Genomic DNA, 24,480 nt, shown 5'->3' with positions numbered 1-24,480 from the left:
CTTCAACCGTGGCCGTCTTTAGTCCAGCGGACGGCTGGAGCCGAAGAACAGGGCCTGGCTGATCGCAGCACGCACCGTGTCTTCCTGGAAAGGCTTGGTAATCAGATAGGTCGGCTCCGGACGGTCACCCGTCAGCAGGCGTTCGGGATAGGCGGTGATGAAGATCACCGGCACCGATTCAATCGCCAGAATATCGTCCACCGCATCTAGACCAGATGAACCATCGGCCAGCTGGATATCGGCCAGCACCAGGCCCGGCGTTGTTTCCGCAACAACTTCCTGCGCCTGCGTACGCGTGGCTGCGGTGCCGCAGATTTCGTGACCCAGCGATTTCACCAGGTCTTCCAACTGCATGGAGATCAGCGGCTCGTCCTCGATGATGAGAACGCTGGTGCTGCTCTCACGCTCGATCTCGGCCACAGCTTCACGAACCAGCGATTCAACATCGCCTTCGTCCATATCCATGATTTCTGCAGCTTCAGCGGTCGTGAAGTCTTCCACCGTGGTCAGCAGCAGGGCCTGACGGTTGACCGGCGTGATACGCTTCAGCTGATCCTGTGCGGCAACTTCGTGAGAAGAGCCTTCGGATTGAGCCTCTTCAACTTCCATATACGCGCTGGACCAGACCTTGTTGAAAGCCTTGTACAGCGGCACACGGCCACCACGCAGGCTGTCTGCCAGATCATCGTCGGCCAGTGCGGCTTCCAGTGTAGCTTGAACAAATGCATCGCCTGTCGACTGTGACCCTGTGAGGGCGCGGCCATAGCGGCGAAGAAACGGTAGATGTGCGGCGACTTCTGCACCAATACTCATATAAACCCTTCCCGGTAATTCGTTTCAGGTGAACGCGCGCGACGGGAATGGGTTCCTGTCCGGCGCATCTGACTGAATCCACCCCTCGAATGGCCCCTGTTGCGACGCAATGCAAATGCTGGCGAAAAATAAATTCGAAAAAATTTGGGCGGGCGGGAACTGCAATTGAAGACGGTCATTTACACTATATCACCGCCGAGACCCCCCCCTCCCGTCCAAGCGGCTGGTGATACGATCCCGAAAGGCCTCCAATCAAAAGATTGGAGGCCTTTTTTTCGTCCAATAGGGATTGATAGACTGCAGTAAAGGCAGATTGGCGACTTCAGCCCAGCAGGCGTGAGAACAGGCCTTGCTTGCGACCGTCCGACATTACCTTCACCAGTTGTTCCGGGTCATAGGGTTTTTCGAAAACCGGACCCATTTCGGCGATTTCCGGCGGGATGGCTTTGGGCGATCCTGTGGCAAAGGCGATCCACGGACGTTTCGGGCCCAGCATCGCAACCAGTTCTGCCAGTGCCCAGCCGTCGTCCCGATCGGCAAGATGTACATCCAGGATAAGAGCATCCAGCTTCTCATCCTTTTCCAGCTCCTCGACCGTCGCCTTCATCGTGTGGCAGATGATCACCTCTTCGGCGCCGCCAGCGCGCAAGGCATCTTCCAGCGTCATCGCCAGAATTGCATCATCCTCCACCAGCAATACCCGGCCAAGCTTCTTGGGCTTGGTCTTCTTGCCGTTATGGGGCTTGGTTTTCGATTTATCGGTCATTCGCCTCCGTGCAGGCGCAAAGCATGCACCTGGGAACCAAACGTGAATCGATTGCAGAGGGTTCCCGCAAACAGGCGATAGCGATCAAAGTTGTTTTTCGTAGAGGCGATACTCGCGATTGACCTTTGCCCCGATGGCATCGGCAATCGCCACCATTCCCTGGTTATCCTCCAGGATCCAGCCGACCTCCGCCCTTTCGGCATCGAAGCGGCCAACCGAATAACGGCGGATATATTCGATCATCATGAAAGCCAGCTGGCTGGCCATGCGGCTGTTCTGATACTTGGGGATCACACCCATCAATGGCACACGCCAGTTGATCGAATCCGGGTTGCGCAGCCACCACAGCAGCTTCAGCCAATTGAACGGAAACAGCTTTCCGCCGTAATTCTTCAGCTTCAGATTGATGTCCGGCCACGCCAGCATGAAGGCCGCAGGTTCGCCATCGACGAAGGCTATCATGTTGGCGCCCTGCTTCGTCAGCGGCTTCAGCTTGTTGGAGGCATAAACCTTTTCAGCCTCCGTAAACGGCACATAGCCCCAGTTGGTGGACCACGCCGCGTTGAGGATATCCATGCAGATCGCTGCATCGGATTCGAAATTCTTGGTGTCCACCATGCGCACATTGATGCGGCTGGATTTCTCTCCGGAGGCGACAATCCTGTCGATCAGCGGGGGGAAGCCGCCGTGGATCTTCAGGTCATAGGTCAGCAGGCGCTTTGCCACGTCATAACCCTGCGCCTCCACCCATGCTTCATAGGCGGCGTTGTGATGGCCCATCATGATCATCGGCGGGTGATCGTGGCCCTTCACCTGCAAGCCGGGCTCATCCCAGACAGACAGGCTGAGCGGGGCGAGCACGCGGGTCATCCCCTGCTCTCGCAGCCAGTCTTCCGCGCGGGCGATCAGTGCGGCCATGACGTTTTCGTCTGCCGCCTCCATCATGCCCCAGTTGCCGGTGCCCGGTCCCATGCCCTGCTCCGGCGGCTGCGCCAGGGCCAGCTCGTCATAATGGGCGGAAATCCGGCCCACCACTTTTCCGCCCTGGCGGGCGAGGAACAATTGCACCTTGGCGTGTTCGAAGAATGGGTTCTTGCCGGGCGTCAGCAGTTCGCGCACTTCCATGCGTAGAGGCGGCACCCAGTTTGGATCGCTCTCATTCAGCTTGAACGCGATATCTATGAACGCTTCGAGGTCACCCTTGCCGGAAACCGGTGCAATATCTATCTGTTCGTTCACAGGATCGGCCTTTCGTTCATACCGGGTTCGCTCTTGATATGGTTGAAGCCGCTGTCAAGAGCACTGGGGTCAAGAGCGCCGGGTCTGGGATGCAGATCGCATGTGCAGACATCGTGCCGCAATGCCCCGCGGTTTTGAGAACAGTGCAGTTTAGAACAGTTTGGATTATAGAGCCCGCCTTATGGACGCGACGACCAGCAATTCCGCACAAAGAACGGCTGCAACCCAGCCGGCGCAGCGGCGCGTCCATGCCCAGATCCCTGACGACAAGGATATGCTGCGCGCCGCAGCCGAACTGACGCGCGATATCAACACCGCGCGGCCGGAAATCTATTGGCCCGACATGATCGGATCGGCACTGGTGGGCTATGCCGCGATGGCGGGTGCGATCCTGGTGGACAGCACCTGGCTGGCGGTTGCCCTTGGCGTGGTGTCAGTCCTGGCGCTTTATCGGGCGCTGCTGTTCATTCATGAAATTTCGCACCTGCATCGCACCGCCTTGCCGGGGTTCCGCACCGCGTGGAACCTGCTGGTGGGCATTCCCATGCTGACGCCCAGCCTGATGTACGAAGGCGTTCACACCCTGCATCATGCCCGCACGAAATACGGGACGATCGACGATCCTGAATATATGCCGCTGGCGCTGATGAAACCATGGAGCCTGCCGGTATTCGTGCTGATCGCGGCACTTGCGCCTATCGCGCTGGTGTTCCGCTGGGGAATTCTTGCCCCTACCGGCCTGATAATTCCGGCGGTGCGCCGTTTCACTTGGGAACGGTTTTCTGCTCTGTCGATCAACCCGTCCTTCCGCCGCCGTCCGCCAGAGGGCAAGGACCGCAAGTGGTTCCTGTTCCAGCAGGTGGGGGCCAGCCTTTGGGCGATGTTCCTGATCAGCACGCCGTTCTGGCTGGGCTGGCGTCCGCTGCTGATCGCATTCGCCATCACCGCGGCGGCTGCCGTGTTCAACCAGTTGCGCACGCTGGTCGCGCATTTGTGGGAGAATGACGGGGAAGCGATGACGGTGACGGCGCAATATCTGGACAGCGTGAACGTGCCGCGCTTCATCGCCGGCATCTGGGCACCTGTGGGCCTGCGCTATCACGCGCTGCACCACCTGATCCCCTCCATGCCCTATCACTCCCTGCACGAGGCGCATCGGCGCATTCACGCGCATCTGGGAGAGACATCCACTTTCGCTGAGGCCAGCCATCCCGGCATGTTCCCGCTGGTGGGCCGTATCGCGCGCAGCACCATGGGCCGGCGCGAAGGCTGACCCTCCCTATCTGTCGATTTGGCAGATCATCGCGCAGCGCATGTCTTCGGGCAGGCCCTCCCTCACCGCCGCATCTTGACCTGCCGCCAATCGCGGATGGGCCGAAAGGTCCGCAACTTCCTCAAAGCCATGTCCGGCAAAGAACGGCGCGTTCCAGGCAATGGCGCGAAATGTGTGCAGGGTGATGGCGGCAAACCCTGCATTGCGCGCATCGATCTGCAACGCGCGAAGAAGCGTTGCACCAATACCGTTACGCTGAAATGCGCGCGCTACGCTGATTTGATGAAGGTGCAGAGCACGCCCCGCCGGGCGCGCGGCTGCAAAGCCTAAAATTCGCTCTTCCGACAAGACGGAAAGGCTTTGCCGCTGCGCGATTATCGCACGGTATTCATCGGCTGATCGCGGTGGCGGCAGGGTATGCTCCGCCAATGAGGGCGCATCGCGCAAGCTACGCAGCGCATCGCCCTCCACCTCCGCGAAAGCCTCTGCATCTTCAGGATGTGCCAGCCTGACGGACCAGTCCGACGGAGTCATTCCTCCGTCCGGACCAGCACCGTTTCACCCACCAGCAAGAACAGGAAAAACGGCGCCCAAGCCGCCAGCAAAGGTGGATATCCGCCGAAACTGCCCATCGCCAGCGCGGCATTGTCCACCACGAAATAGGCGAAACCCAGCGCCATGCCGATGATAGCGCGCTGGAACAGCTTGCCCGATCGCGCCAGACCGAAACCGGCGACAGCGCCTAGCAAGGGCATAAGGACGGCGGAGAGCGGCCCAGATATCTTGTGCCACCATTTCGCCTCCAGCTCCCCGGTACGGCGATCCGCGCCGCGCAGGGCGTCTATGCTTTGCGACAATTCGCCCAGCGGCTGTGCATCGGCATCCACACGGCGCAATTCGACCTGCGCGATTTCCACGCCCTCTGCCACCACGATGCTGTCCAGCCGCTCTGAATTGGCGGTGGCCACATCGAAGCTGTCGGCGTTTTCAAGGCGCCAGCCGGGCGATGCGAATGTCGCCCTGTCCGCGGTGATCTGACGCTTGATCATGCCGCCATCGTCACGGTCATAAAAGGTGACATCCGTCAGCACGGATTGATCGCCCCTGCCAGACAGGGTGCCGCCCAGCAGCACATCGGTGCCATCGTTGAAATAGACGTTCGTGCGCGCTCCCCTGTCTTCGGGAACAGCGGCGAATTCCACGTTCTCCCACGCCGACAGCGTGGCTGTGGCGCGGGTGACGATGCGTTCGTTGAAAGCAAAGGAAATGGCCGCCACCACCAGCCCGATCAGCAATAGCGGCGCCAGGATCTGGTGGGCCGACATGCCGGCCGCCTTCATCGAGATGACTTCGGAATTCTGGTTCATGCCCGCCAGCGTGATGATCGTGGCAAGCAGCACGGAATAGGGGAGGAAGCGTGACACCAGCTGCGGCGCGCGCAGCGAGGCGTAGAGCCAGACCTCGGCATTGGTATTGCCTTCCACTGCCAGGATATCGCCGGTCTTGCCCAGCAGATCCAGCATCAGCAGCACCATCACCAGCATGCCCAGCACGGCCACGATCCGCACCGCGAACATCTTTGCAAGGTAGATCGTCAGCGTGCGTGAGGGGAAGAAATCAAGCAACATGCGGCGGCGTACCCTCGTCATCGTCCTGCATGTGGATATCCTGATCGGGCACCAGCCCACGCAGCTTGTCACGACCCACCAGCTTTTTCAGGCGGCGCGCGACCTTTGCATAGGCGCTTTCCAGGAAACCGATAGCCTGCCCGCCGGGCACGAAGGCGACCTGGTAATACATATAGGCGATCAACACGAAGAGGACAGCGAACGGCCCCCAAAGGGCAAGGAAGGGATCGATCCGTCCAATCTCCGCCACTTCGGAGCCGTATTGGTTGATCTTATGATAGGCCACCACGATCACGATGGAGAGGAAGACGCCCAGCGCCGATGTGCTGCGTTTGGGCGGCACGCCCAGCGCCACAGAGAGGAACGGCAGCATCAGCATCATCACCACTTCGACCATGCGATAATTGAAATTGGCCTGGCTGCCGATGCGTTCGTCGGCGGTGCTTTCAGGGCTCCAGCCAACTTCCAGCAGTTCGGGCAGCTTGTACTCCCGCTCATCCTCCCCGCGATCGCGGAATTGTTCAAGCGCGGGCAGATCGATGGGCAGATCGTGCTGGCTGAAGCTGAGAACGCGAGGGCTGCCCTTGGCAACATTGTGCACGATCACGCCGTCCACCAGCCGCAGGATGATGGTGTTGCGATCCTCCCTATTGGCGAGAAAGCGCCCCTCTCGCGCAGAAATGGAGAGAACCTGCCCATCGTTATCGGCGATGCGGGCGAACACGCCCATCAGCTGGCGGCCATCATCCTGGCTGCCTTCGATGCGCAGGGCCATCTTGTCTTCGATGGTGTTGAATTCGCCCACCTTGATGGAGGCACCCAGCGCGCCCGATCTCAGCTCGAACTCCATCTCCTCATAGGCGAAGCGCGCCTGTGGCTGGATGAAGCCGACGATGGCAAAGTTCAGCGCCACCAGAGCCAGAGTGATGAGGAAGGGCACCCGCAGCAGCCGGGTGTAGGACCAGCCCACCGCCTTCATCACGTCAAGCTCGCTGGAAATCGCCAGCTTGCGGAAGGCGAAGAGGATGCCCAGCATCAGGCCCAGCGGGATCGCCAGGCCCGCATATTCGGGCACGAGGTTCACCAGCATTTCAAAAACGACGCTGATCGGCCCGCCTTCAACGCTGACGAAATCGAACAGGCGCAGCATCTTTTCCAGCAGCAGAAGGCTGGCGGCCAGAACGAACACGCCGATCATCGGCACGAGAACGAGCCGGAAGATGTAGCGGTCTGTTGCGGTGATGAAGCGGGACACGGGTGTTTCGAAAAAGCCGTCTGGACACTGCGGAGGAAAATCAGTTGCCCTGGGCCTTAGCGGCAAAAAGCATGGCGGTCATGCCCTGATTGGCAATGGCTGGGGCCTGATCAGGCTTTTTCCAGCGTGCATTGCAGCGGGTGCTGATGCTCCCGCGCGAAATCCATCACCTGATTCACCTTGGTTTCGGCCACTTCATACGGGAAAATGCCGCATACGCCCACGCCGCGCTGGTGCACATGCAGCATCACGCGCGTGGCCTGTTCCAGATCCATGCGGAAAAACCGTTTCAGCACCATCACGACGAATTCCATCGGCGTGTAGTCATCGTTCAGAAGCAGGACCTTGTACTGGCTGGGCTTCTTGGGCTTGGTGCGCGTTTTCGTTACGACGCCAATCTGGCCTTCGCCATCACCACCGGTGGAATCATCGCCATCCTTATCGGCGGCGAAGATGGACCAGCCAGCGGCGGTCTTGAAGGGAGTAGCGTTGTTCATTGGAAGCGCGAATATCGTATCGAATGTGCAGGCTGCAAGGCCGGTGTTGCAGTTTTCGGGATTGCAACGACGGTTAATCGCAAAATGCGAACGCCGGACAGCATTTGGGCCGGACAGTCAGACTGCCCGGCCCGCTGACTGGTTGCCCTGGGAGAGGAGGAGTGGGCAACCGGTAACTTGTTGATGCCGTTAGGCGACCTTCGACATCTTCTCGCTGGCGATGCTGACGCGAGCCGACATCGGAGCAACGAAATCGTTGGCCAGCTTCATGGTGGCATCCGAATTCTTGGTGGCGGCGGCGATCATCGCATCGAAATTGCGACGCATGATCTTGCCCTGCAGCTGGAACAACTCGGTGGGGCTCTTCACGCTGGCCATTTCCTGGATGTCGGCAGTGGTGGTTTCATAGGCGGTCTTCGCTTCGTCAGCGAAAGTCTGGCCCATGCCCTGCATGCCTTCGGCGAGAACCTTGCCACTCTCGACCACGGCTTCGACGTTGCCCTTGGCGAAATCGGTCATTTCCGACATTGCTTCGGTGCTCTTTTCGTAAGCAGCCTGAGTGCGGTTCTGCATTTCGTTGACGGCGCCCGACATCATATCGGTGATCGGGGCGGTGTAATCGTTAGTCTTGGTAGCCATAATTTTTTCCTTGAGCTGGGACACGCTAGGTTGATTGTCATCCGCTTCGACGCTGGCGGCAATCGGTGCCTTCGCCGGCTTCTTGGCTGGAGATTTTTTTGCGACCGACTTGCGGGCCGGGGTCTTCTTCGCCGCAACCTTCTTGGCGGGCGCTTTCTTCGCAGCGGGCTTTTTCGCCGCCGCAGAAGATTTCTTTGCCGCCGCAGCCTTTTTCACGGGCGCCTTCTCGGCAGCCGGTGCGGGCTTTGCTTCAGCGGTTTGGGCTTCAGCAGTCTTTGCCTTGGCACCTTGGGCCTCAGCCTTTGGTTCGGCCTTGGCTGGCGACGGTGCAGCTTTTGCCGTGTCGGCGCTGCCCTTTGATGTGGAAGTGGTCTCGGCCATCTTTCCTCGCTTCAATCCTTTGCGTTACTGACGCCGTGAAACATTCACGACCTCTTGTTGCAGTGCACAAATAGGATATCGCATACGCGAAGTCAAGGAAAAATGGTGCAGTGCACAAAAATGCGCAAACACCCGTAGTTCAGCCGTTTTGATGCCCCTTAGCGCATCATGACATAGCGGCCCGGTGCATCCTCGATTGCAGGGTTTGACGCGCTGCCGGGCTTCCGCGCACCGGTGGCAGCAACGCGCTTCTCATCCTGCGATTCCAGCCATTGCAGCCAATCAGGCCACCAGCTGCCCGGATGCTCGGTCGCCCCGTCCACGAACTCTTCCAGTGAGGAAAACTCGCCGTCATTCGTCCAGTATTGGTATTTCTGCGCGTCAGGCGGGTTTACCACGCCAGCGATGTGGCCGCTGCCTGCAAGTACGAAGCGATTATCGCCAGAGTAATGGTCCAGCGCCTTGATCACGCTTTCGGGCGGGGCGATGTGATCCTCCCGTCCGGCCTGGATATAAGTGGGAACGGCGACCTTGCGCAGATCGATTGCGGTGCCATCGGCAGACAATGCATCCGGTTCTACCAGCAGATTATCGCGATAGAGATCGCGCAGATAGGCATCGTGCCATTTTGCAGGCAGGTTGGTGACATCGCCGTTCCAGTACAAAAGGTCGAACGCCGGATAATCTTCGCCCAGAAGATAGTGGTTCACCACGTAGTTCCAGATCAGATCACTGCCGCGCAGCATGTTGAAGGTTGCGGCCAGATATCGCCCGTCCAGATAGCCGCCCTTGCTGGCCTGACGGATGAATTGCAGCTTTCCTTCATCGATGAACAGTTTCAGCTCGCCCGCGTTTTCAAAGTCCACTTGCGCTGTAAAGAAGGTGGCGCTGCGAACCTTGTCCCCCTCCCCGCGCCGCGCCAGCACGGCCAGCGTGGCAGCCAGCGTGGTTCCCGCCACGCAATAGCCGACGGTGTGCACGCTGGGCACTTTCAGCCGATCACGCACCACGTCGATCGCCTCGATCTGCGCGCGGATGTAATCGTCCCAGATCACATCGGCCATGCTCTCATCCGCCGATCGCCAGCTTACCAGCAGAACAGAGACGCCCTGCTCCACCGCCCAGCGCACTAGGCTTTTCTTGGCGTTCAGGTCGAGGATGTAGAAGCGATTGATCCACGGCGGGAAAATCAGCAGCGGCGTTTTCATCACCTTGCTGGTGGTGGGAGTGTATTGCAGGATCTGGAACAGATCGGTTTCGTAAATCACCTTGCCCGGCGTGTTGGCGATGTTCTCTCCCAGCTTGAACTGGCTGGTGTCGGTATGGGTCAGCTGCCCTTTTTCCAGATCATGCGTCAGCCGTTCCAGCCCGCGCACCAGGTTCTCTCCGCGGGTTTCCATCGTGCGTTCCAGCACGACGGGGTTCATCAGCGGATAGTTTGCCGGGCTCATGGCATCCAGAATGCCCTTGGATGCAAAGCGCAGGTTCTCCCGATCATCCTCCGAAAGCCCCTCTGCCGTATCCACACTCTCGCTCAGGCGCTGAGCAAACAGCAGATAGGTCTGGTGGATCAGCGCGAACACCGGCTGCTGGCGCCATGCGGGATCGGCAAAGCGGCGATCCTTGAACGGAAGGCTTGCATTCTCTCCATCACCCTGTTCGGAATATTGCGCCAGCACATCCTGCCACAGTTTCAGCCCATCGGCCCACAATTCGCGCTGCCCGTCCGTATCCAGCAAAGGGTTTGCAACAGACAGGTTACGCATCGCCTCCATCCAGCTTGCCGGATCGGTCAGCAGCGGGGCGGCCTGCTCTTCACGAGGCAGGCAGAATTGCAGCCAGGTTTTCTGGAACTCCATCATCGCCTGCCCCATGGCATCCACGGCCGTTGCATCGGGCATGGATTGGGCAGCCTGCGGCGAGAACGCCTGCATCATCTGTCGCGCAGCTTCCCCCTGGATGCGCAGCATTTCGGTAAAGATGTCGGCGGCATCCTGGCCGCTATTCGTATCATTCGCCATGTCGAGGCCCCTTATAGGCAAGATCGCCGCGATTGGCAGCCATTCTTGGGGAACAATCGCCAAACTTCGCGTTTGCACGGGAAAAGGGCTGCCACGTTGCGCTTGCCGCCCCTTTCAGCCAGATAGGCCGAACCTGCAACAGCCCCCGAACCGGGGCTCAATCCAGAAGAAGGAATCGATGGACCAGCAATTCTACCGCATCAAGCGTCTCCCGCCCTATGTCATCGCCGAAGTCAACGCGATGCGGGCGGCCGCGCGTGCGGAAGGGCGCGACATCATCGATCTGGGCATGGGCAATCCCGATCTGCCCCCGCCGCAGCACGTGATAGACAAGCTGTGCGAGGTTGCGCAAAAGGCCGATGCGCACGGCTATTCCCAGTCCAAGGGCATTCCCGGCCTGCGCAAGGCCCAGGCCAATTATTACCAGAACCGCTTTGGCGTGGACATCGACCCTGAAACAGAGGTTGTGGTCACCCTGGGATCGAAGGAAGGCCTGGCGAGCCTTGCCACGGCCATCACCGCGCCGGGCGATACGATCCTTGCGCCCAACCCATCCTATCCGATCCACACCTTCGGCTTCATTCTGGCCGGCGCCTCCATCCGCAGCGTGCCGACAACGCCCGATGCCCGCTATTGGGAGGAGCTGGAGGCGGCGATGAATTTCACCGTCCCGCGCCCCACCATCCTGGTGGTGAATTACCCCAGCAACCCCACGGCAGAAGTGGTGGATCTGGCCTTTTACGAACAGCTTGTGGACTGGGCCAAGTTCCACAAGGTGTGGCTGCTGTCGGACCTTGCCTATTCAGAGCTTTATTATGACGGCAAGCCGACGCCATCCATCCTGCAGGCAAAGGGTGCAAAGGATGTGGCGGTGGAATTCACCAGCCTTTCCAAAACCTATTCCATGGCTGGCTGGCGCATGGGCTTTGCCGTGGGCAATCCCACGCTGATTTCCGCGCTTTCGCGGGTAAAAAGCTACATTGATTATGGCGCCTTCACCCCGATCCAGGCCGCTGCCTGCGCCGCGCTGAACGGGCCGCAGGATATCGTGGAGAAGAACCGCAAGCTTTATCACAAGCGCCGCGATGTGATGGTGGAATCCTTCGCCCGCGCCGGGTGGGATATCCCCGCACCGCCCGCCAGCATGTTCGCCTGGGCACCCTTGCCGGAACCGCTGAAGGAAATGGGCAGCCTGGAATTTTCCAAGCAGCTGCTGACCAAGGCCGAAGTCGCCGTGGCACCGGGCGTCGGCTATGGCGAGGACGGCGAAGGCTATGTCCGCATCGCCATGGTGGAAAACGAACAGCGGCTTCGCCAGGCGGCGCGCAATATCAAGCGCTATTTCCAGGATATGGGGATGGAAACTCCCGGCAAGTAAGGCACAAGCCTTGTCGGCGATAAGCGATTGACGTGCCGACGCAGATGCAAGCTGGCTAAATGCTGCTGCTTTGCCGTTGGGCAAATGTAGTGGGGAGCATCAATGGCCTGTTTCGGCTGGATAGCGAAGGGGGATGTACCTCCTTCGCACTGGGATTTGCGGGCGAATGGCTGGGCCTTGTGCCGCGGCAAGTGCGGGTGCCGCGCGGAATGTCGGCATGTCCTGATCTGCGATACAGGTGATCTGGATGCCGCCGCGCGGCTGGCGCTGGCAGAGGCCGATCGCCCGGCATGGCGGCTGATCCTGCTGGGTGTTGAAGACCCGGCAGAACGCGCACACCTGCTGTCCATCGGCTGTGCAGAGGCACTGTCCGCCGCGACCGGACTGCATGAACTGGAAGCGCGCGCCCTGCGAGTGACAGAGATGTTCGGAATGCTGCCACGCTGGCGCGATATCGGCGCATTGACGCTGGACCTGTTTCACCGCGATGCCCGCAAGGGTGCGCGGTGGCTGGGCCTGCATCCGCGCGAATTCAGCCTGCTGTGGCGTCTGGCGGATTCGCCCGGCGTGCCGGTATCGCGGCGGCAGCTAATTACCGATGTCTGGCGCCTAAACCACGAACCCGAAACCAACAGCGTGGAGGTGCATGTGTCGCGCCTGCGCTCCAAACTGGCGGACGTGGGGTGTGAGGGGTTGGTAAAGACCGTGCCCGAGGGCGGCTATCGCCTTGCCGATCCTCGCCCCTTCATGCTCGGCTCCACCCAGCCGCAGGCCGATGCGCTGGATGAGTATCTGCGGCAGCTTGGCTGGGTATCGCAAGATGCCTGACTGAAAACTCTTGCCTGTCACTGGCTTGCGCCCGCCATGCCAATTGGATTACGCCAGACAAAATCAACAAGGGAGAGGGCTGCGAGCATGGCGACATCGCCCGGCAATGCCGGATCACGCACACTGGACGTCGCACATTTCCTGCAAGAGCGGGGCTTCAACCGCTATCACGCCTATTTGCTGATGCTGTGCAGCTTCGTGACCTTCTTCGACGGTCAGGATTTTACCGCCCTTCCCTATGCCCTGCCCTACATTCGCGATGAATGGGGCATCGATGATTACACCACCGGCATCATTACCTCGGCTGCATTTCTGGGCCAGATGATCGGCTCCCTTTTCGGTGCCTATCTGGCGGATGTCTTCGGGAGGCGGCCCGTGATCATCACCTGCACCATCGGCAGCGCAATCCTCACCACGCTGGTCGGTTTTGCCACCTCTCCTGAAATGCTGATCGCGCTGCGCTTTATCTCCGGCTTTGCCATTGGCGGATTGCTGGCCCCTGTCTGGGCGCTCAGCATCGAAAGCATGCCAAAGGCCATGCGATCTACATCGGTTACCGTCATCATGCTGGGCTTCAGCTTTGGCGCATCGTCCGCGGCCCCTATCGCCAACTGGACCGCGCCTGTTTTGGGCTGGGAGGGCATTTTCTGGGTATGCGGCGCGATGACAGGCGCATTTGCCCTGCTGCTGCTGTTCACCCTTCCCGAAAGCGCGCGCTGGATGACGGCGAAGGGCAAGCCGGCGGCGCGGATAGAATCCACATTGTCGCGCTTCGATCCCGCCGCGGATCTGTCTAGCTATACTGACTACACACTATCCGACGAGCGCGAGACGACACGCAGCGAGAACCCGATCCTGAAATTCAAGGAGCTGTTCGTAGGCGCGCTGTGGATCGTGACGCCGCTGATCTGGGGCGCGTATTTCTTCTCCAGCATCGCGATCTATCTGAAGAATGCCTATGGCGTGATCTTCATGGAAAACCTCGGGCTGGAACGCACAGATGCCGCCTGGCTTTCCGCTGCCAGTGGCATGGTGGGCGCGATTGGCGGGGTGGTGCTGCTGGCCCTGACGGAGAAGCGCGGTCCGGGCTGGATCGCCATGGCCCCGCTGATCGGCATTCCCATCGTCCTGCTGGTCGGCCTGGGCTATGTCAGCGGCGGAACGCAGCTTGCCACCACCCTGCTGATCGGGGCGATATTCGTGGGCGCAGGCCATGCGGCGGTGATTTCCATCACCAGCATCTATTACCCCAGCACCGTGCGCAGCTTTGGCGGCGGCTGGGCCAGCTTCATGGCAAAGTTCGGCGCGGTTGCCGCTCCGATCATCGGTTCGGCTGCCGGGTTTCTGCAGGGGGAAAGCGGCGCGCGCGAAGGCTACGTCTTCACCGCCTGCTGTCTTGCCGGGATCGTGGTGTGCATCACCCTGCTCGCGCATTTTGCAAAGCGCCTGCCGCAAAATGTGCAAACCTCAGGCGTTGAGAAAACCGGCGCGCGAAAAACCGCCGTTCAACCTGCGGAATAGGCGGGTGCTGGCCAGCGCTGCCTTAGCGGCCCATCATCCCTTCAAACCGGCTCAGCACCGTTTCATGCAGCGGCGCTTCAAAAGCGATGCCTGCGCGGCCATCCTCTATCCACACCAGTTCGGCCGGCAATGCAGAAAGGCCCGGCAAGGTTGCAAGAACGCGTTCACCCGGACGGGCGGCCGATCCGTGGAAATCCACCATGCAGCCCCCTGCCGAGATATCCAGCACCTGCAGGTCAATCGATCCGCCGGTTTTCGCGCGTACTTTCACACGCACCACATCTGCATCGCTGCGATCGGCCAGCCCAGTTGCCATCATGGATATCCTTTTGCCTGATTTTTACGACATAAGGCGCAGCTGTTTACCGAAATCTTACCAGACCCCTCAGGGCCGAAAAGATTGTTGCTGGCCGCAGCGCGCACCCGGCGTAATCGCTATCGAGGCCAGACGCCTGCCGTGTCATCGCGCATGTCATTCAGATCAACGCCGCAGGAATTGACAGCCTCTGCCACGGTGCGGTGATATTGGCACACAGCCGGGTCGAGCACTTTCAGCTTTTCCAGCACGGGCGCATGCACTTCTGCAAAATGCACGGTCATCTCGGCCCGCTCCAGCCGCTCTGCCAGGCGGCGAAGCATGGCGACCCCGCTGGCATCCACGCCATTTACGGATCGCATGTCCAGAACGATGCAACTGACCCCGTCATCATCATGGCGTCCGATAAGTTTGAAAATACGTTCCTCGACATATTCCGCATTGGCAAAATAGATCGATCGATCAATGCGTATTCCCAGCACGGGCAGGGTGATGATTTCCACGTCGTCCCTGTCGACGGAGCGGAAGGATCTGCCGCCATCGTCACTGCCGATCCGGGTCACGCGCGGAACGGAGGAGAACCACAGGAAATGCGCCACGCTGACGCCTGCCCCGATGGCCAGGCCCAACCGCACACCCAGCATCAGCGTTGCCAGAAATGCGATGGCGACGATGATCCCCTCCAGCCGATCATGCCGCCAGATGGATTTCATCTCGCCCAGCTTGATCAGGCCGAACACGGCACTGATCACCAGCGCCGCCAGCGCGGTTTGCGGGAGGAAAGCCAGCAGCGGCGCCAGGAACAGCATCGTTGCCAGCACCACCGCTGCCGCCACAACGGAGGAGATCGGCGAGCGCGCGCCGCTTTCTTCCACCAGCGCAGACCGGCTGAGGCTGGCACCAACCGCATAGCCGCCCGTCAACGCGGCGACGATATTGCCAGCGCCAAGGGCCACGGCCTCCCTGCTGGTATCAAGGTGGCTGCGATCCGTACCCGCCAGCGATTTTGCAACAGCGGTCGCGGTTACGAACACCACGATGGCAACGGCCACGCTGGAAGGGGCAAGGGACAGCCAGAGGTCAGGCGTGCCAAATGAAGGCAGCGATGGCAGGCCCGGTTCGATAGCCTGCACGGTGGACACCGCATCGCCATAGCTCGCAGCCACCAGGGCAGCGGCAACGATCACCAGCAGCGGCAGGGATTTTGCCACGGCCTGTCGCCATGGCGGGAAAACGCCCATCTTCCACAGCAATGGCGCGGCAAGACGGTTCAGCACCAACAGCGCGATCAGGGCCGCGCCACCGATTAGCGCCGTGGGAATGCTGGTTTGGGGAAGCTCCTGCCATAATGCGCCAAGGGCGGCGGGCAGATTGCCGGCACGCTCCGTATCCAGGCCCAGCATGGTGGGCAGCTGGCTGGCCGCGATCAGGAAGGCGGCAGCCGCGGTAAAGCCCAGCAGCGCTGGCTCGCTGACGAAGTTCACCAGCCTGCCCAGCCCCAGCGCGCCCACCAGCAGCAGGATCAGCCCGGCCTGTATCGCGATGATGGCGACCACGGACATGGCCTCCCCACCCGGCGCGCCGCTGCTCGCCTCCGCCACGATAAGCGATACCAGCGCAACCGGGCCGACCGATACATAATTGCTGGTGCCGAATATGGCGTACAGCAGGGGCGGCGTCATCGCGGCGAACAGGCCCATCTGCGGCGGCAAGCCGGCCAGTTGTGCATAGGCCATTGCCTGCGGCACCAGAAGTATGGAGAGGATAAGCCCGGCGATGCCATCCTTCAGCAGCCCGCCCCCGCCATAGGAACTGAGCCAGCCGAACCGTGGAATCAACGCCTTGCCTGCCATTTCATTCCCCCAAAACCCACGCGCAAGACGCTCTTATATCAGACTAAATGCACAAGCACGGTGATAGGCACCAGAAAGTTTGACGAAGAAACCATTGCACACCTGCAAACAAGCGGCTAGTTGGCCGCCCTTCCGGCCCGATGGCGGAGTGGTTACGCAGAGGACTGCAAATCCTTGCACGCCGGTTCGATTCCGGCTCGGGCCTCCATCATCCTTCAGTTCACCGTTGCCGACAGGCAAAGGTGCAACTATGGGACGACGCTGGAATGCCGCTTTAGCTCAGTTGGTAGAGCACATCATTCGTAATGATGGGGTCAGAGGTTCGAATCCTCTAAGCGGCACCACGCTTTCCTGAAAATCGCAATGTCTTGCGCAGCTTGCAACGCCCCGGCCGCGTGGCGGCCGCTGCGCTATCAATTTAGATGATCAGCCGGATCGGGAGCGATCGAAGAACGCGCGATACGAGAGCGTTTCGCGAATCTGCGTTACATCGTGCAGCTGGACGTAGCGGCCATCCTTTGTGATGAGGCCATCCTCTTCCAGCTTTGCGAATGTGCGGCTGACATGCACTGGCGTCAGTCCTAGGATATCGGCCATTTCGATCTGGGAAAACGGCAACGCCAGCCAAATAGGATCAAGCCCGACTGCCGTCGCTTCGCTTTGCAGATCGAGAAGGAGAAACAACAGCTTCTCCGTCGCGGCGGAGGAAATGACGGTGCGCACGCGCTGCGTGGTGCGCAAGGTGCGTGCAATCTCGTGCTGCCTGACAACGGCGCCCAGGCCAGGCTGTTCTTCCAGCAGGATGTTGAGCGCCGATGCGTTCAGCATCGTGACCTTGGCACCGGCCTTGAACAATATATCGCCCTGTTCCTCAAAATCGGAGAGGCGGGACCAGTTGCAAATGGCGCCGGGTCCGAAAAATTCGGAAATATGACGCCGCCCACCAGCCAGAATCGCGAACTTGTAAGCCCAGCCCGATTCCAGGACGAAGAGATTCGCCAGATCACCACGATCCGCCCAGGCGGGTTGATCGCGCCGGAAGCTGCGCGTGCCGCAGATCACTTCCGCGATGTCCTCCACGCTGGAACGCGCGGAGAAATTCTTCAGCCTCTTCTCCAGCGCGCCAAGCGGGTGGGAGAAGCCGGGAGAATTCCAGTCGAGAATGTCCTGACCGGGCTCCAAATCTGGCCTATCGCGAATGATGTTCATATTATCTGTAATTTGTTAACCCAAGGGTTGTTCCAGTAGCAACCGAAGTAAATGGCTGAAAATACGCAGGGTGTGTGACAGCCAAATTGATATCCTTCCGCTAGCTGCAACCACGCAAAAATCAAGCTGCTGCGATTGCCTAAGCTTTTGTTTTACATTGGCCGACTGAACCGGATGTTTCGAGCCTGTAACGCCGTATTCATCACAGAAGCACGGGTATGCGGACCATCGCGACCCGCCCCCTTTGTCCCTGTTGGCAGTTCCCGCCAATTTATGTAGACATAATCAATCTGCACCGCCTCGTGTGCGCAAACCTCGAACGAAAAAAGCAGGAGTTGGCATTATGGCCCATCGTGTCACCATCAATGGCGAAACACGTGAAATCGATGCTCCGGGTGATATGCCACTGCTGTGGGCCTTGCGGAATGAGCTGGGCATGGTTGGCACGAAATTCGGCTGTGGCATCGGCATGTGCGGTGCCTGCACCGTGCATGTGGACGGGCAGGCCACGCGGTCCTGCTCCATGCCGCTTTCAGCAGTGGCGGATAAGCAGGTTTCCACGGTGGAGGCACTGGAGCAGACCCCGGTAGGCCAGGCCTTGCAACGGGCGTGGCTGGACGGTGACGTGATGCAATGCGGATATTGCCAGGCTGGGCAGCTGATGAATGCCACCGCCCTGCTCACCAACAATCCCAATCCAAGCGACGGCGAAATCGATGCCGCCATGCAGGGCAATATCTGCCGCTGCGCCTGTTACAAACGTATCCATGCGGCAATCGCCAAGGTTGCCCGTGATGAGGAGACGGCCAATGCCTGATGGTGTCCAGCTTTCACGTCGCACCCTGCTGAAAGCCAGCGCCGTTGCCGGTGGCGGCTTTGCCCTTGCCGCGACCTTCCCGATGGCGGGCCGCGCCACGGCCGTTTCCGGCCCGGCGGATCTCAACGCCTTCATCACGATCCGTCCTGACAACACCATCACCATCGTCGGCAAGAACCCGGAGATTGGCCAGGGCATCAAGACCATGCTGCCCATGCTGATCGCAGAGGAGCTGGATGCCGATTGGGACAGCGTGAGCGTGAAGCAGGGCATGACGGATGCGGCCAAATACGGGCCGCAGCTGGCCGGTGGATCTTTCGCCACGCCGATGAACTGGATGCCGATGCGGCAGGCCGGTGCCGCCGCGCGCGCCATGCTGATCGCCGCCGCAGCGCAGCGTTGGGGCGTGGACGCCGCCAGCCTTGCGACAGAGCCGGGCCGCGTGGTGCAGCCGGGCAGCAGCCGCTCTGCCACCTTCGGCGAACTGGCCAGCGATGCAGCCATGATGGACGTGCCCGATCCCGCCAGCCTGAAACTGAAAGATCAGGCCGATTTCCGCATCATCGGCCGCGCCATTGGCGGAGTGGACAGCCCCAAAATCGTTCGCGGAGAGCCGATCTTCGGCGTCGACACGCAATTGGATGGCATGGTCTATGCCGCGTTCGAACGCTCGCCCGTGTTCGGGGCCACGTTGAAATCTGCCGATCTTGCCGCGGCAAAGGCGCAGGCAGGTGTGATCGATGCATTCAAGGTGGCGGCCAATCCGCAGGCATCGCTGGTGGAGGGCGTGGCGGTGATCGCCAGCAACTGGTGGCTGGCCAACAAGGCCCGCGCATCGCTGTCGCCCCAGTGGGACAATGGCGAGTGGGAGACGCACTCCACGAAAGCTTACGCGCAGGCAGCCAAGGACGCCTGGGCATCGGGAAAAAGTGACGAGGTATTTGCCGAGAAGGGCGATATCGACGCCACCTTTGCCGAGGCTGACCGGGTGCTGGAGGCTGAATACAGCTATCCCTTCCTCGCGCATGTCGCGATGGAACCGATGAATTGCACGGCGCTGATGCACGAAGATGGCACCATGGAGATGTGGGCGCCGTCGCAAACGCCGCAGGGGGGACAGCAGGCCGTGGCAGGCTATCTGGGGGTCGAGCCGTCCCAGGTGAAAGTGCATATCACCCGCATGGGCGGCGGCTTTGGCCGGCGGTTGAACAATGATTACATGGTGCAGGTTGCCGCCATCGCCAAGGAGATGCCCGGCACGCCGGTGCAGCTGATCTGGAGCCGGGAGGACGATCTGCGCAGCGATTTCTATCGCCCCGCAGGCTGGCACAAGATGCGCGCCGCAGTGAACGCCGATGGAAAGCTGACCGGCTGGGCCGATCACTTCGTCACCTTCGATCTGGGCGATGGCGCGTTCAATCCCGCGGCAATGGACGCGACGGAATTTCCCGCCAAATACGTCGACAATCTGAAGTTCGAGCAGACGAAGATGGCCACAGCCGTGCCGATGGGCGCGCTTCGTGCGCCGCGGTCCAACGCGCTGTCCTTCGTGATGCAGAGCTTCCTGGACGAGGTGGCCCATGCCACGGGCAAGGACTTGCCCACGCTGATGCTGGAGCTGACAGACGGGGTTGAGGCCGAACCGGAAACGCAAGGCTTCGTAGGGCCGCAGCCGGGCTTTTCCGCGCCGCGCCTGCAGGCCGTAACGCGCAAGGTGATGCAGATGGCCAAATGGGGCCAGCCGGTGGCCGATGGCCATGCGCTGGGCTTTGGCTTCTATTACAGCCACATGGGCTATTTTGCGGAGGTCGTGGAAGCCAGCCTTGATGCGCGGGGCAATCCGGTGGTGCACAATGTGTGGACCGCGGGCGACGTGGGCAGCCAGATCATCAATCCCTTCGGCGCGCTGAACCAGGTGGAAGGCTCCATCATCGATGGCATCGGCCAGGCTATCCAGCTGGCGGTGGAGATCGAAGGGGGTGCAGCAAAGCAATCCAACTTCCACAACTACCCGCTGCCGCGCATGCCGATGACGCCGAAGATCCACGTGGAATGGGTATTGTCCGACAATGCGCCCACCGGCCTTGGCGAACCTGCTTTGCCCCCGGTAATCCCCGCGCTGACGAACGCCCTGTTTGCCCTCACTGGCAAGCGCGTGCGTTCGCTGCCTATCGATCCGCAGGTATTTGCCTAGGATTTCAGGCCTGGCCGGGCTGGGTCATGGTAACGACCCGGCCCGCCAGCCGCTCCACCTCTGCAGTGGAATGGCTCACCAGCAGCATTGGCAGGTCCAGCTCGTCCCGCAATCGCTCTATCAGGGTGAGTAGGGTCTCGGCGCGGCTTTCATCCAACGAGGCAAGCGGCTCGTCCAGCAGCAGGAAACGCGGCGCTGATAAAAGGGCGCGCCCGATGGCAACGCGCCGCGCTTCGCCGCCGGAAAGCGTGGCGGGCAGGCGATCCAGCAGGTGCTCGATCTCCAGCAGGTTCACAACCTCGGCCTTCGTGACGAAGCGCGCATCTGGTGGCGCAAGCTTCTCTCCGTAATCGAGATTGGCGGCCACCCGCTTGTGCGGGAACAGCCGTGCATCCTGAAACACGTAGCCAGCGCGGCGCTGTTCTGGCGGCAGGTTCACGCCCGCCGCATGATCGAACAGCACCCGGCCCGCCACCGTGATGCGCCCCTTGCGGGGGCGCAGAAGACCGGCGATGGCGTTGAGCGTGCTCGTCTTGCCCACGCCTGACGGGCCGACCAGTGCCGTCAGCTTCGCATCGGACACGAATTTCAGCGCGAAGGCATGGTCGTCCACCGCCATATCGATATCGACATCAAAGGACATGAGCGCGCGCCCCCTGTGATCGGCGCACCAGCCACTCGGACGCCAGCAGCGCGCCCAGCGACAGGACGATGGAAATCACCGCCAGCCGTGCCACCGCGCTTTCCGATCCGGGAACCTGAAGGCCGGTGTAGATGGCCAGCGGCAGTGTCCGCGTCTCGCCCGCGATATTGGCGGCAAATGTGATCGTGGCGCCAAATTCTCCCAGCGACCGGGCAAAGCCCAGCATGGCCCCGGCGGCAATGCCGGGCAGGCTGAGCGGCAGGGTGATGCTAAGGAAGGCGCGAAACGGCGAAGCGCCCAGCGTGCGCGCCGCGCCTACCAGCCGCCTGTCCACTGCTTCTATCGAAAGGCGCATGGCCCGCACCATCAGCGGCAGTGCCATCACGCCCGCCGCCACCGCCGCGCCCGTCCAATGGAACACCAGCGTGATGCCCAACGCGTCATACAGCCAGCCGCCAATCGCGCCATTGCGGCCTAGCAACACCAGCAGGAGCCACCCCGTGACAACCGGCGGCAACACCAGCGGCAGATGCACTAGCGCATCCAGCAGCATGCGCCCCGGAAAGCGGCGGCGGGCGATCACCCACGCCAGCCCATAGGCAATCGGCATGGTCACCAGAACGGCCACGATGCTGACCTTCAGCGACAGCGCGACGATGGTCCATTCCACCTCTGTCACGGCAGATCGAACCCCTGGCCCGCGATGACCTGCCGCCCCTCTTCCGAGGTCAGGAAAGCCAGGAATCCCCGCGCGCCGGGATGCCGCGATCCGGCAACCTGCGCTGCGTAATAGATGATGGGCGGGTGCATGTCCGCCGCGATGCGCTCCACCACGCGGACGCGGTCACTCGCGGCTGCATCGCTGGCGTAGACGATACCCAGTGCAGCCTCCCCCCGCTCTACCAGGGCGAGGGATGCGCGCACATTGTCACCCGGCGCAAGGCGCGTGGAGAGCGCATCCCACAGGCCCATGTTCTGCAAGGCCGTGCGCGCAAATTCACCCGCGGGAACGCTGTCCGGCTCCCCTATCGCCAGTCGCCCCGCATTTGCATCCTGCGCAAACGCGGCAAGGCTCTCCGGTCCCGATTTGCCTGCCGGCGCGACGACCACCAAGGAGTTGGATACCAACCGCAAAGCATCGCCGGCCAGCGCGCCTTGTGATGCGAGCCAGTTCATCCAGCGATCATCGGCGGTGATCACGATGTCTGCAGGTGCCCCTTCGCTTACCTGCCGCGCCACGGCGGCGCTGGATGCGAAGGAGAGGACGGGGGACGCGTGCCCCGCAGCAGTCCAGCTATCGGCGGCGGCGTTCAAGCCTTCCTGCATGCTGGCAGCGGCCAGCACCACGGGTCCGGTATCTTTCTCGGAAGAACAGGCAGCCAGCATCAGACAGGTCAGAACTGCCGCCATCAATTTTTCAAGACATCGCGCCGCCATGCCACGCCCATATCGCCGCCCGCTGGGGCCGTCCACCGATCAGCTTTCGTCGGATTCGGCTGGCGCCTTGCGATTTGCCCTGATCATGAACTCGCTGGGCTGGCGCACGGGGATCAGCAGCACGCAGCGAACACCCTCCGGGTTGAAGTCCAGCTCAACGGGATGGCGCAATTCATGCGCCACGATGCGTTCGATCAGGTCCGTGCCAAATCCGCGAGAGCGCTCCTGCTTCACAGGCGGGCCATCGCTTTCCAGCCATTCGACGCGAACCAGGTCCTCCGACAAAAGCCGCCAATGTACGGTCAGCTTTCCGCCGGGCTGGCTGAGAGCGCCGTATTTGGCGGCGTTGGTGGCCAGTTCATGCACCGCGAGGCCCAGTGACAGCGCATCATTGGGCGCCAGTTCCACTTCGGGGCCAACCAGGTCGAGGGCGTGATCTTCATCCTGCGCATAGGGCAGCAGTTCGGCCTCCACCACGGCCTTTACAGGGGTGGACCCCCAGTCAGACTGGGTGAGCAGATCATGCGTGGCAGAGAGCGCGCGGATGCGGCCATCCAGACCGGTGGCAAATTCCTCCACGTCATCGGCGCGGCGCCGTGTCAGCGCAATGATCGAAAGGACATTGGCCAGCGTGTTCTTCACGCGGTGGTTCAGCTCCCGCGTCAGGGAGTTGCGAATGGATGCCTGTTCTTCAAACCAGGCCAGCGCGCTTTCATCCTCCTGCGCCTGCTGCGTCAACATGCGCACCAGCAGCATCAGCAGGCTGGCGACAAGCAGCCCGAAAATCAGCGTCGCCATGGAAAGGCCGGAGATGCCGGGATCTTCATTGATGCTGACCGCAAGCCGCCAGGGGTTGTTGGCAATCGTCACCGTCTTGGTGGCTATCTCAGGATTTTCCAGATCGCTATTGAAAGTGGAAGCCAGCAAGGTGCCATTGCCGGTATCGCTATCGTAAAGGCGCACGCCGTAATTGCCCGCGTCTTCCAGCTCCAGTGCGCTCTGGAGGAAATCTTCTGCATTGAAGGGTGAATAGATAAAGCCCTTCAGCGTCCTGCCGCTTACGCCGGGTTCGAACACGGGCATGAATATCAGGAAGCCGGGCGCCTCCCCCTGTCCTTCCTGCTGCAGCACCAGGGCGTTTGTGGCCGTGGGACGCGATGTTGCCTCTGCCTCTGTCATGGCGGCGCGGCGCTGCGCATCGGAATACATGTCATACCCAAGGGCACGGCGATTGCGCTCTGTATCGGGCTGCAGATAGGTGACCGGAACGGCGAAAGGCTGGCTGCCGTCCATGGGAGGGAAAAGCTGCGCCTCGCCCGGCGCTTCCTCGGCCAGCAAAGCCTCGTATTCTTCGATTTCGGACGGGCGCACCACCTTGGCCCAGCCGATCCCTTCCGCGCCGCGATAATCTGCATCCAGGCGCAGTTCCGATACGAAGCGGCGGAAATCGTCCGCCGGGATATCGTTCATGGTGGAAAGCAACGCTGCGCCGGCCCGCAGATAGGCACTGCTGGCATTGGCGCGCCGCTCCAGCGCGGAGGCGATGGCCGTGGCGCGGGCATTGAGCTGCGCCGTCTGCCGCTCGTACTCGCCGCGCTCTATGGCAAAGATGGAAAGGATCGTGACAGCAGCAATCAGCACGAAAATGCCCAGGGGCATCGCGCGGGGATAGCGCATCAACCAGCGCTTTGTCCTGCTGCGTCGACTGGCCTTGTGCTGCAAATCAACTCCTCGACCCGAAGGGGGCCATCCCTAACGACCGAAGTCATTCT

22 protein-coding genes and 2 tRNA genes are annotated in these 24,480 nt (G+C 61.0%); 8 read left to right on the top strand and 16 right to left on the bottom strand.

What is annotated here, in order from left to right:
• Positions 1-18: 18 nt before the first annotated feature.
• From GRF63_RS04745 to GRF63_RS04735, 3 genes are all read right to left on the bottom strand, one after another.
• Positions 19-813 (bottom strand): response regulator, encoded by a 795-nt coding sequence (locus GRF63_RS04745; RefSeq protein ID WP_160484799.1) that lies wholly within the window; start codon positions 811-813, stop codon positions 19-21.
• A gap of 322 nt (positions 814-1,135) precedes the next feature.
• Entirely contained in the window at positions 1,136-1,579 is a 444-nt protein-coding gene (locus tag GRF63_RS04740) for a response regulator (protein ID WP_160484798.1), read from the bottom strand.
• Positions 1,580-1,663: 84 nt separating this feature from the next.
• Positions 1,664-2,818 carry an N-acetyltransferase gene (locus tag GRF63_RS04735; RefSeq protein ID WP_160484797.1) on the bottom strand — a complete coding sequence of 385 codons (1,155 nt, stop codon included), beginning with the start codon at positions 2,816-2,818 and terminating at the stop codon, positions 1,664-1,666.
• A gap of 181 nt (positions 2,819-2,999) precedes the next feature.
• Between GRF63_RS04735 and GRF63_RS04730 the strand changes: the two genes are divergently transcribed.
• Positions 3,000-4,091 (top strand): fatty acid desaturase family protein, encoded by a 1,092-nt coding sequence (locus tag GRF63_RS04730; RefSeq protein WP_160484796.1) that lies wholly within the window; start codon positions 3,000-3,002, stop codon positions 4,089-4,091.
• Positions 4,092-4,097: 6 nt separating this feature from the next.
• Here the strand turns inward: GRF63_RS04730 and GRF63_RS04725 are convergent, their stop codons facing one another.
• The 6 genes from GRF63_RS04725 to GRF63_RS04700 form a co-directional block, all read right to left on the bottom strand.
• On the bottom strand, positions 4,098-4,625 hold the full coding sequence (locus GRF63_RS04725; RefSeq protein ID WP_160484795.1) for a GNAT family N-acetyltransferase: 528 nt from the start codon (positions 4,623-4,625) through the stop codon (positions 4,098-4,100).
• Entirely contained in the window at positions 4,622-5,719 is a 1,098-nt protein-coding gene (lptG, locus tag GRF63_RS04720; RefSeq protein ID WP_160484794.1) for an LPS export ABC transporter permease LptG, read from the bottom strand. Before lptG ends, GRF63_RS04725 begins: the two co-directional genes overlap by 4 nt.
• A complete protein-coding gene (locus tag GRF63_RS04715) occupies positions 5,709-6,974 on the bottom strand; it encodes an LptF/LptG family permease (RefSeq protein WP_337189610.1) in 1,266 nt (421 codons plus the stop codon). Before GRF63_RS04715 ends, lptG begins: the two co-directional genes overlap by 11 nt.
• Before the next feature lie 110 nt (positions 6,975-7,084).
• Complete coding sequence (gene clpS / locus GRF63_RS04710) at positions 7,085-7,471, bottom strand: ATP-dependent Clp protease adapter ClpS (protein WP_202131566.1); 387 nt, start codon at positions 7,469-7,471, stop codon at positions 7,085-7,087.
• A 189-nt stretch (positions 7,472-7,660) separates the two neighbouring features.
• Positions 7,661-8,491 (bottom strand): phasin family protein, encoded by an 831-nt coding sequence (locus GRF63_RS04705; protein ID WP_160484793.1) that lies wholly within the window; start codon positions 8,489-8,491, stop codon positions 7,661-7,663.
• 158 nt (positions 8,492-8,649) lie between these two features.
• Positions 8,650-10,512: a PHA/PHB synthase family protein gene (locus GRF63_RS04700; protein ID WP_160484792.1), complete on the bottom strand. Its 1,863-nt coding sequence runs from the start codon at positions 10,510-10,512 to the stop codon at positions 8,650-8,652.
• 178 nt (positions 10,513-10,690) lie between these two features.
• Between GRF63_RS04700 and GRF63_RS04695 the strand changes: the two genes are divergently transcribed.
• The 3 genes from GRF63_RS04695 (at position 10,691) to GRF63_RS04685 (ending at position 14,239) form a co-directional block, all read left to right on the top strand.
• Complete coding sequence (locus GRF63_RS04695) at positions 10,691-11,890, top strand: LL-diaminopimelate aminotransferase (RefSeq protein WP_160484791.1); 1,200 nt, start codon at positions 10,691-10,693, stop codon at positions 11,888-11,890.
• Between the two features lie 102 nt (positions 11,891-11,992).
• Complete coding sequence (locus GRF63_RS16515) at positions 11,993-12,718, top strand: winged helix-turn-helix domain-containing protein (RefSeq protein WP_237392284.1); 726 nt, start codon at positions 11,993-11,995, stop codon at positions 12,716-12,718.
• Between the two features lie 87 nt (positions 12,719-12,805).
• Positions 12,806-14,239 carry an MFS transporter gene (locus GRF63_RS04685; RefSeq protein ID WP_160484790.1) on the top strand — a complete coding sequence of 478 codons (1,434 nt, stop codon included), beginning with the start codon at positions 12,806-12,808 and terminating at the stop codon, positions 14,237-14,239.
• 22 nt (positions 14,240-14,261) lie between these two features.
• On the opposite strand, the gene GRF63_RS04680 is transcribed toward GRF63_RS04685, so the two are convergent.
• Together GRF63_RS04680 and GRF63_RS04675 are read right to left on the bottom strand one after the other, a co-directional pair.
• Positions 14,262-14,558 (bottom strand): PilZ domain-containing protein, encoded by a 297-nt coding sequence (locus GRF63_RS04680; RefSeq protein WP_160484789.1) that lies wholly within the window; start codon positions 14,556-14,558, stop codon positions 14,262-14,264.
• Positions 14,559-14,674: 116 nt separating this feature from the next.
• Positions 14,675-16,408 (bottom strand): SulP family inorganic anion transporter, encoded by a 1,734-nt coding sequence (locus GRF63_RS04675; RefSeq protein ID WP_160484788.1) that lies wholly within the window; start codon positions 16,406-16,408, stop codon positions 14,675-14,677.
• A gap of 134 nt (positions 16,409-16,542) precedes the next feature.
• Between GRF63_RS04675 and GRF63_RS04670 the strand changes: the two genes are divergently transcribed.
• Positions 16,543-16,616, top strand: a tRNA-Cys gene (locus GRF63_RS04670).
• A 60-nt stretch (positions 16,617-16,676) separates the two neighbouring features.
• Positions 16,677-16,752, top strand: a tRNA-Thr gene (locus tag GRF63_RS04665).
• Positions 16,753-16,834: 82 nt separating this feature from the next.
• Here GRF63_RS04665 and GRF63_RS04660 read toward each other — a convergent pair.
• Complete coding sequence (locus tag GRF63_RS04660) at positions 16,835-17,617, bottom strand: Crp/Fnr family transcriptional regulator (RefSeq protein ID WP_160484787.1); 783 nt, start codon at positions 17,615-17,617, stop codon at positions 16,835-16,837.
• 343 nt (positions 17,618-17,960) lie between these two features.
• On the opposite strand from GRF63_RS04660, the gene GRF63_RS04655 reads away from it, so the two are divergent.
• Both GRF63_RS04655 and GRF63_RS04650 read left to right on the top strand, forming a co-directional pair.
• Positions 17,961-18,434 (top strand): (2Fe-2S)-binding protein, encoded by a 474-nt coding sequence (locus GRF63_RS04655; protein ID WP_160484786.1) that lies wholly within the window; start codon positions 17,961-17,963, stop codon positions 18,432-18,434.
• Positions 18,427-20,628: a xanthine dehydrogenase family protein molybdopterin-binding subunit gene (locus tag GRF63_RS04650; RefSeq protein ID WP_160484785.1), complete on the top strand. Its 2,202-nt coding sequence runs from the start codon at positions 18,427-18,429 to the stop codon at positions 20,626-20,628. Before GRF63_RS04655 ends, GRF63_RS04650 begins: the two co-directional genes overlap by 8 nt.
• Positions 20,629-20,632: 4 nt before the next feature.
• Here GRF63_RS04650 and GRF63_RS04645 read toward each other — a convergent pair whose 3' ends face one another.
• The 4 genes from GRF63_RS04645 to GRF63_RS04630 all read right to left on the bottom strand — a co-directional run bounded on the left by GRF63_RS04645 (position 20,633) and on the right by GRF63_RS04630 (position 24,385).
• Entirely contained in the window at positions 20,633-21,271 is a 639-nt protein-coding gene (locus GRF63_RS04645; protein WP_160484784.1) for an ATP-binding cassette domain-containing protein, read from the bottom strand.
• On the bottom strand, positions 21,261-21,950 hold the full coding sequence (gene modB, locus GRF63_RS04640) for a molybdate ABC transporter permease subunit (protein WP_160484783.1): 690 nt from the start codon (positions 21,948-21,950) through the stop codon (positions 21,261-21,263). Before modB ends, GRF63_RS04645 begins: the two co-directional genes overlap by 11 nt.
• Positions 21,947-22,681, bottom strand: a complete 735-nt coding sequence (gene modA, locus GRF63_RS04635; protein WP_160484782.1) for a molybdate ABC transporter substrate-binding protein — start codon at positions 22,679-22,681, stop codon at positions 21,947-21,949. Before modA ends, modB begins: the two co-directional genes overlap by 4 nt.
• Positions 22,682-22,747: 66 nt before the next feature.
• Positions 22,748-24,385, bottom strand: coding sequence for a CHASE domain-containing protein (locus GRF63_RS04630; protein WP_237392283.1), 1,638 nt, complete (start codon positions 24,383-24,385; stop codon positions 22,748-22,750).
• Between the last annotated feature and the right edge of the window lie 95 nt (positions 24,386-24,480).

This window comes from Aurantiacibacter rhizosphaerae, assembly GCF_009807005.1.
In the GTDB taxonomy this organism is placed as follows: domain Bacteria; phylum Pseudomonadota; class Alphaproteobacteria; order Sphingomonadales; family Sphingomonadaceae; genus Alteraurantiacibacter; species Alteraurantiacibacter rhizosphaerae.
Note: the sequence above shows the minus strand (reverse complement) of the source record. Positions and strands in the feature narration are given on the sequence as shown.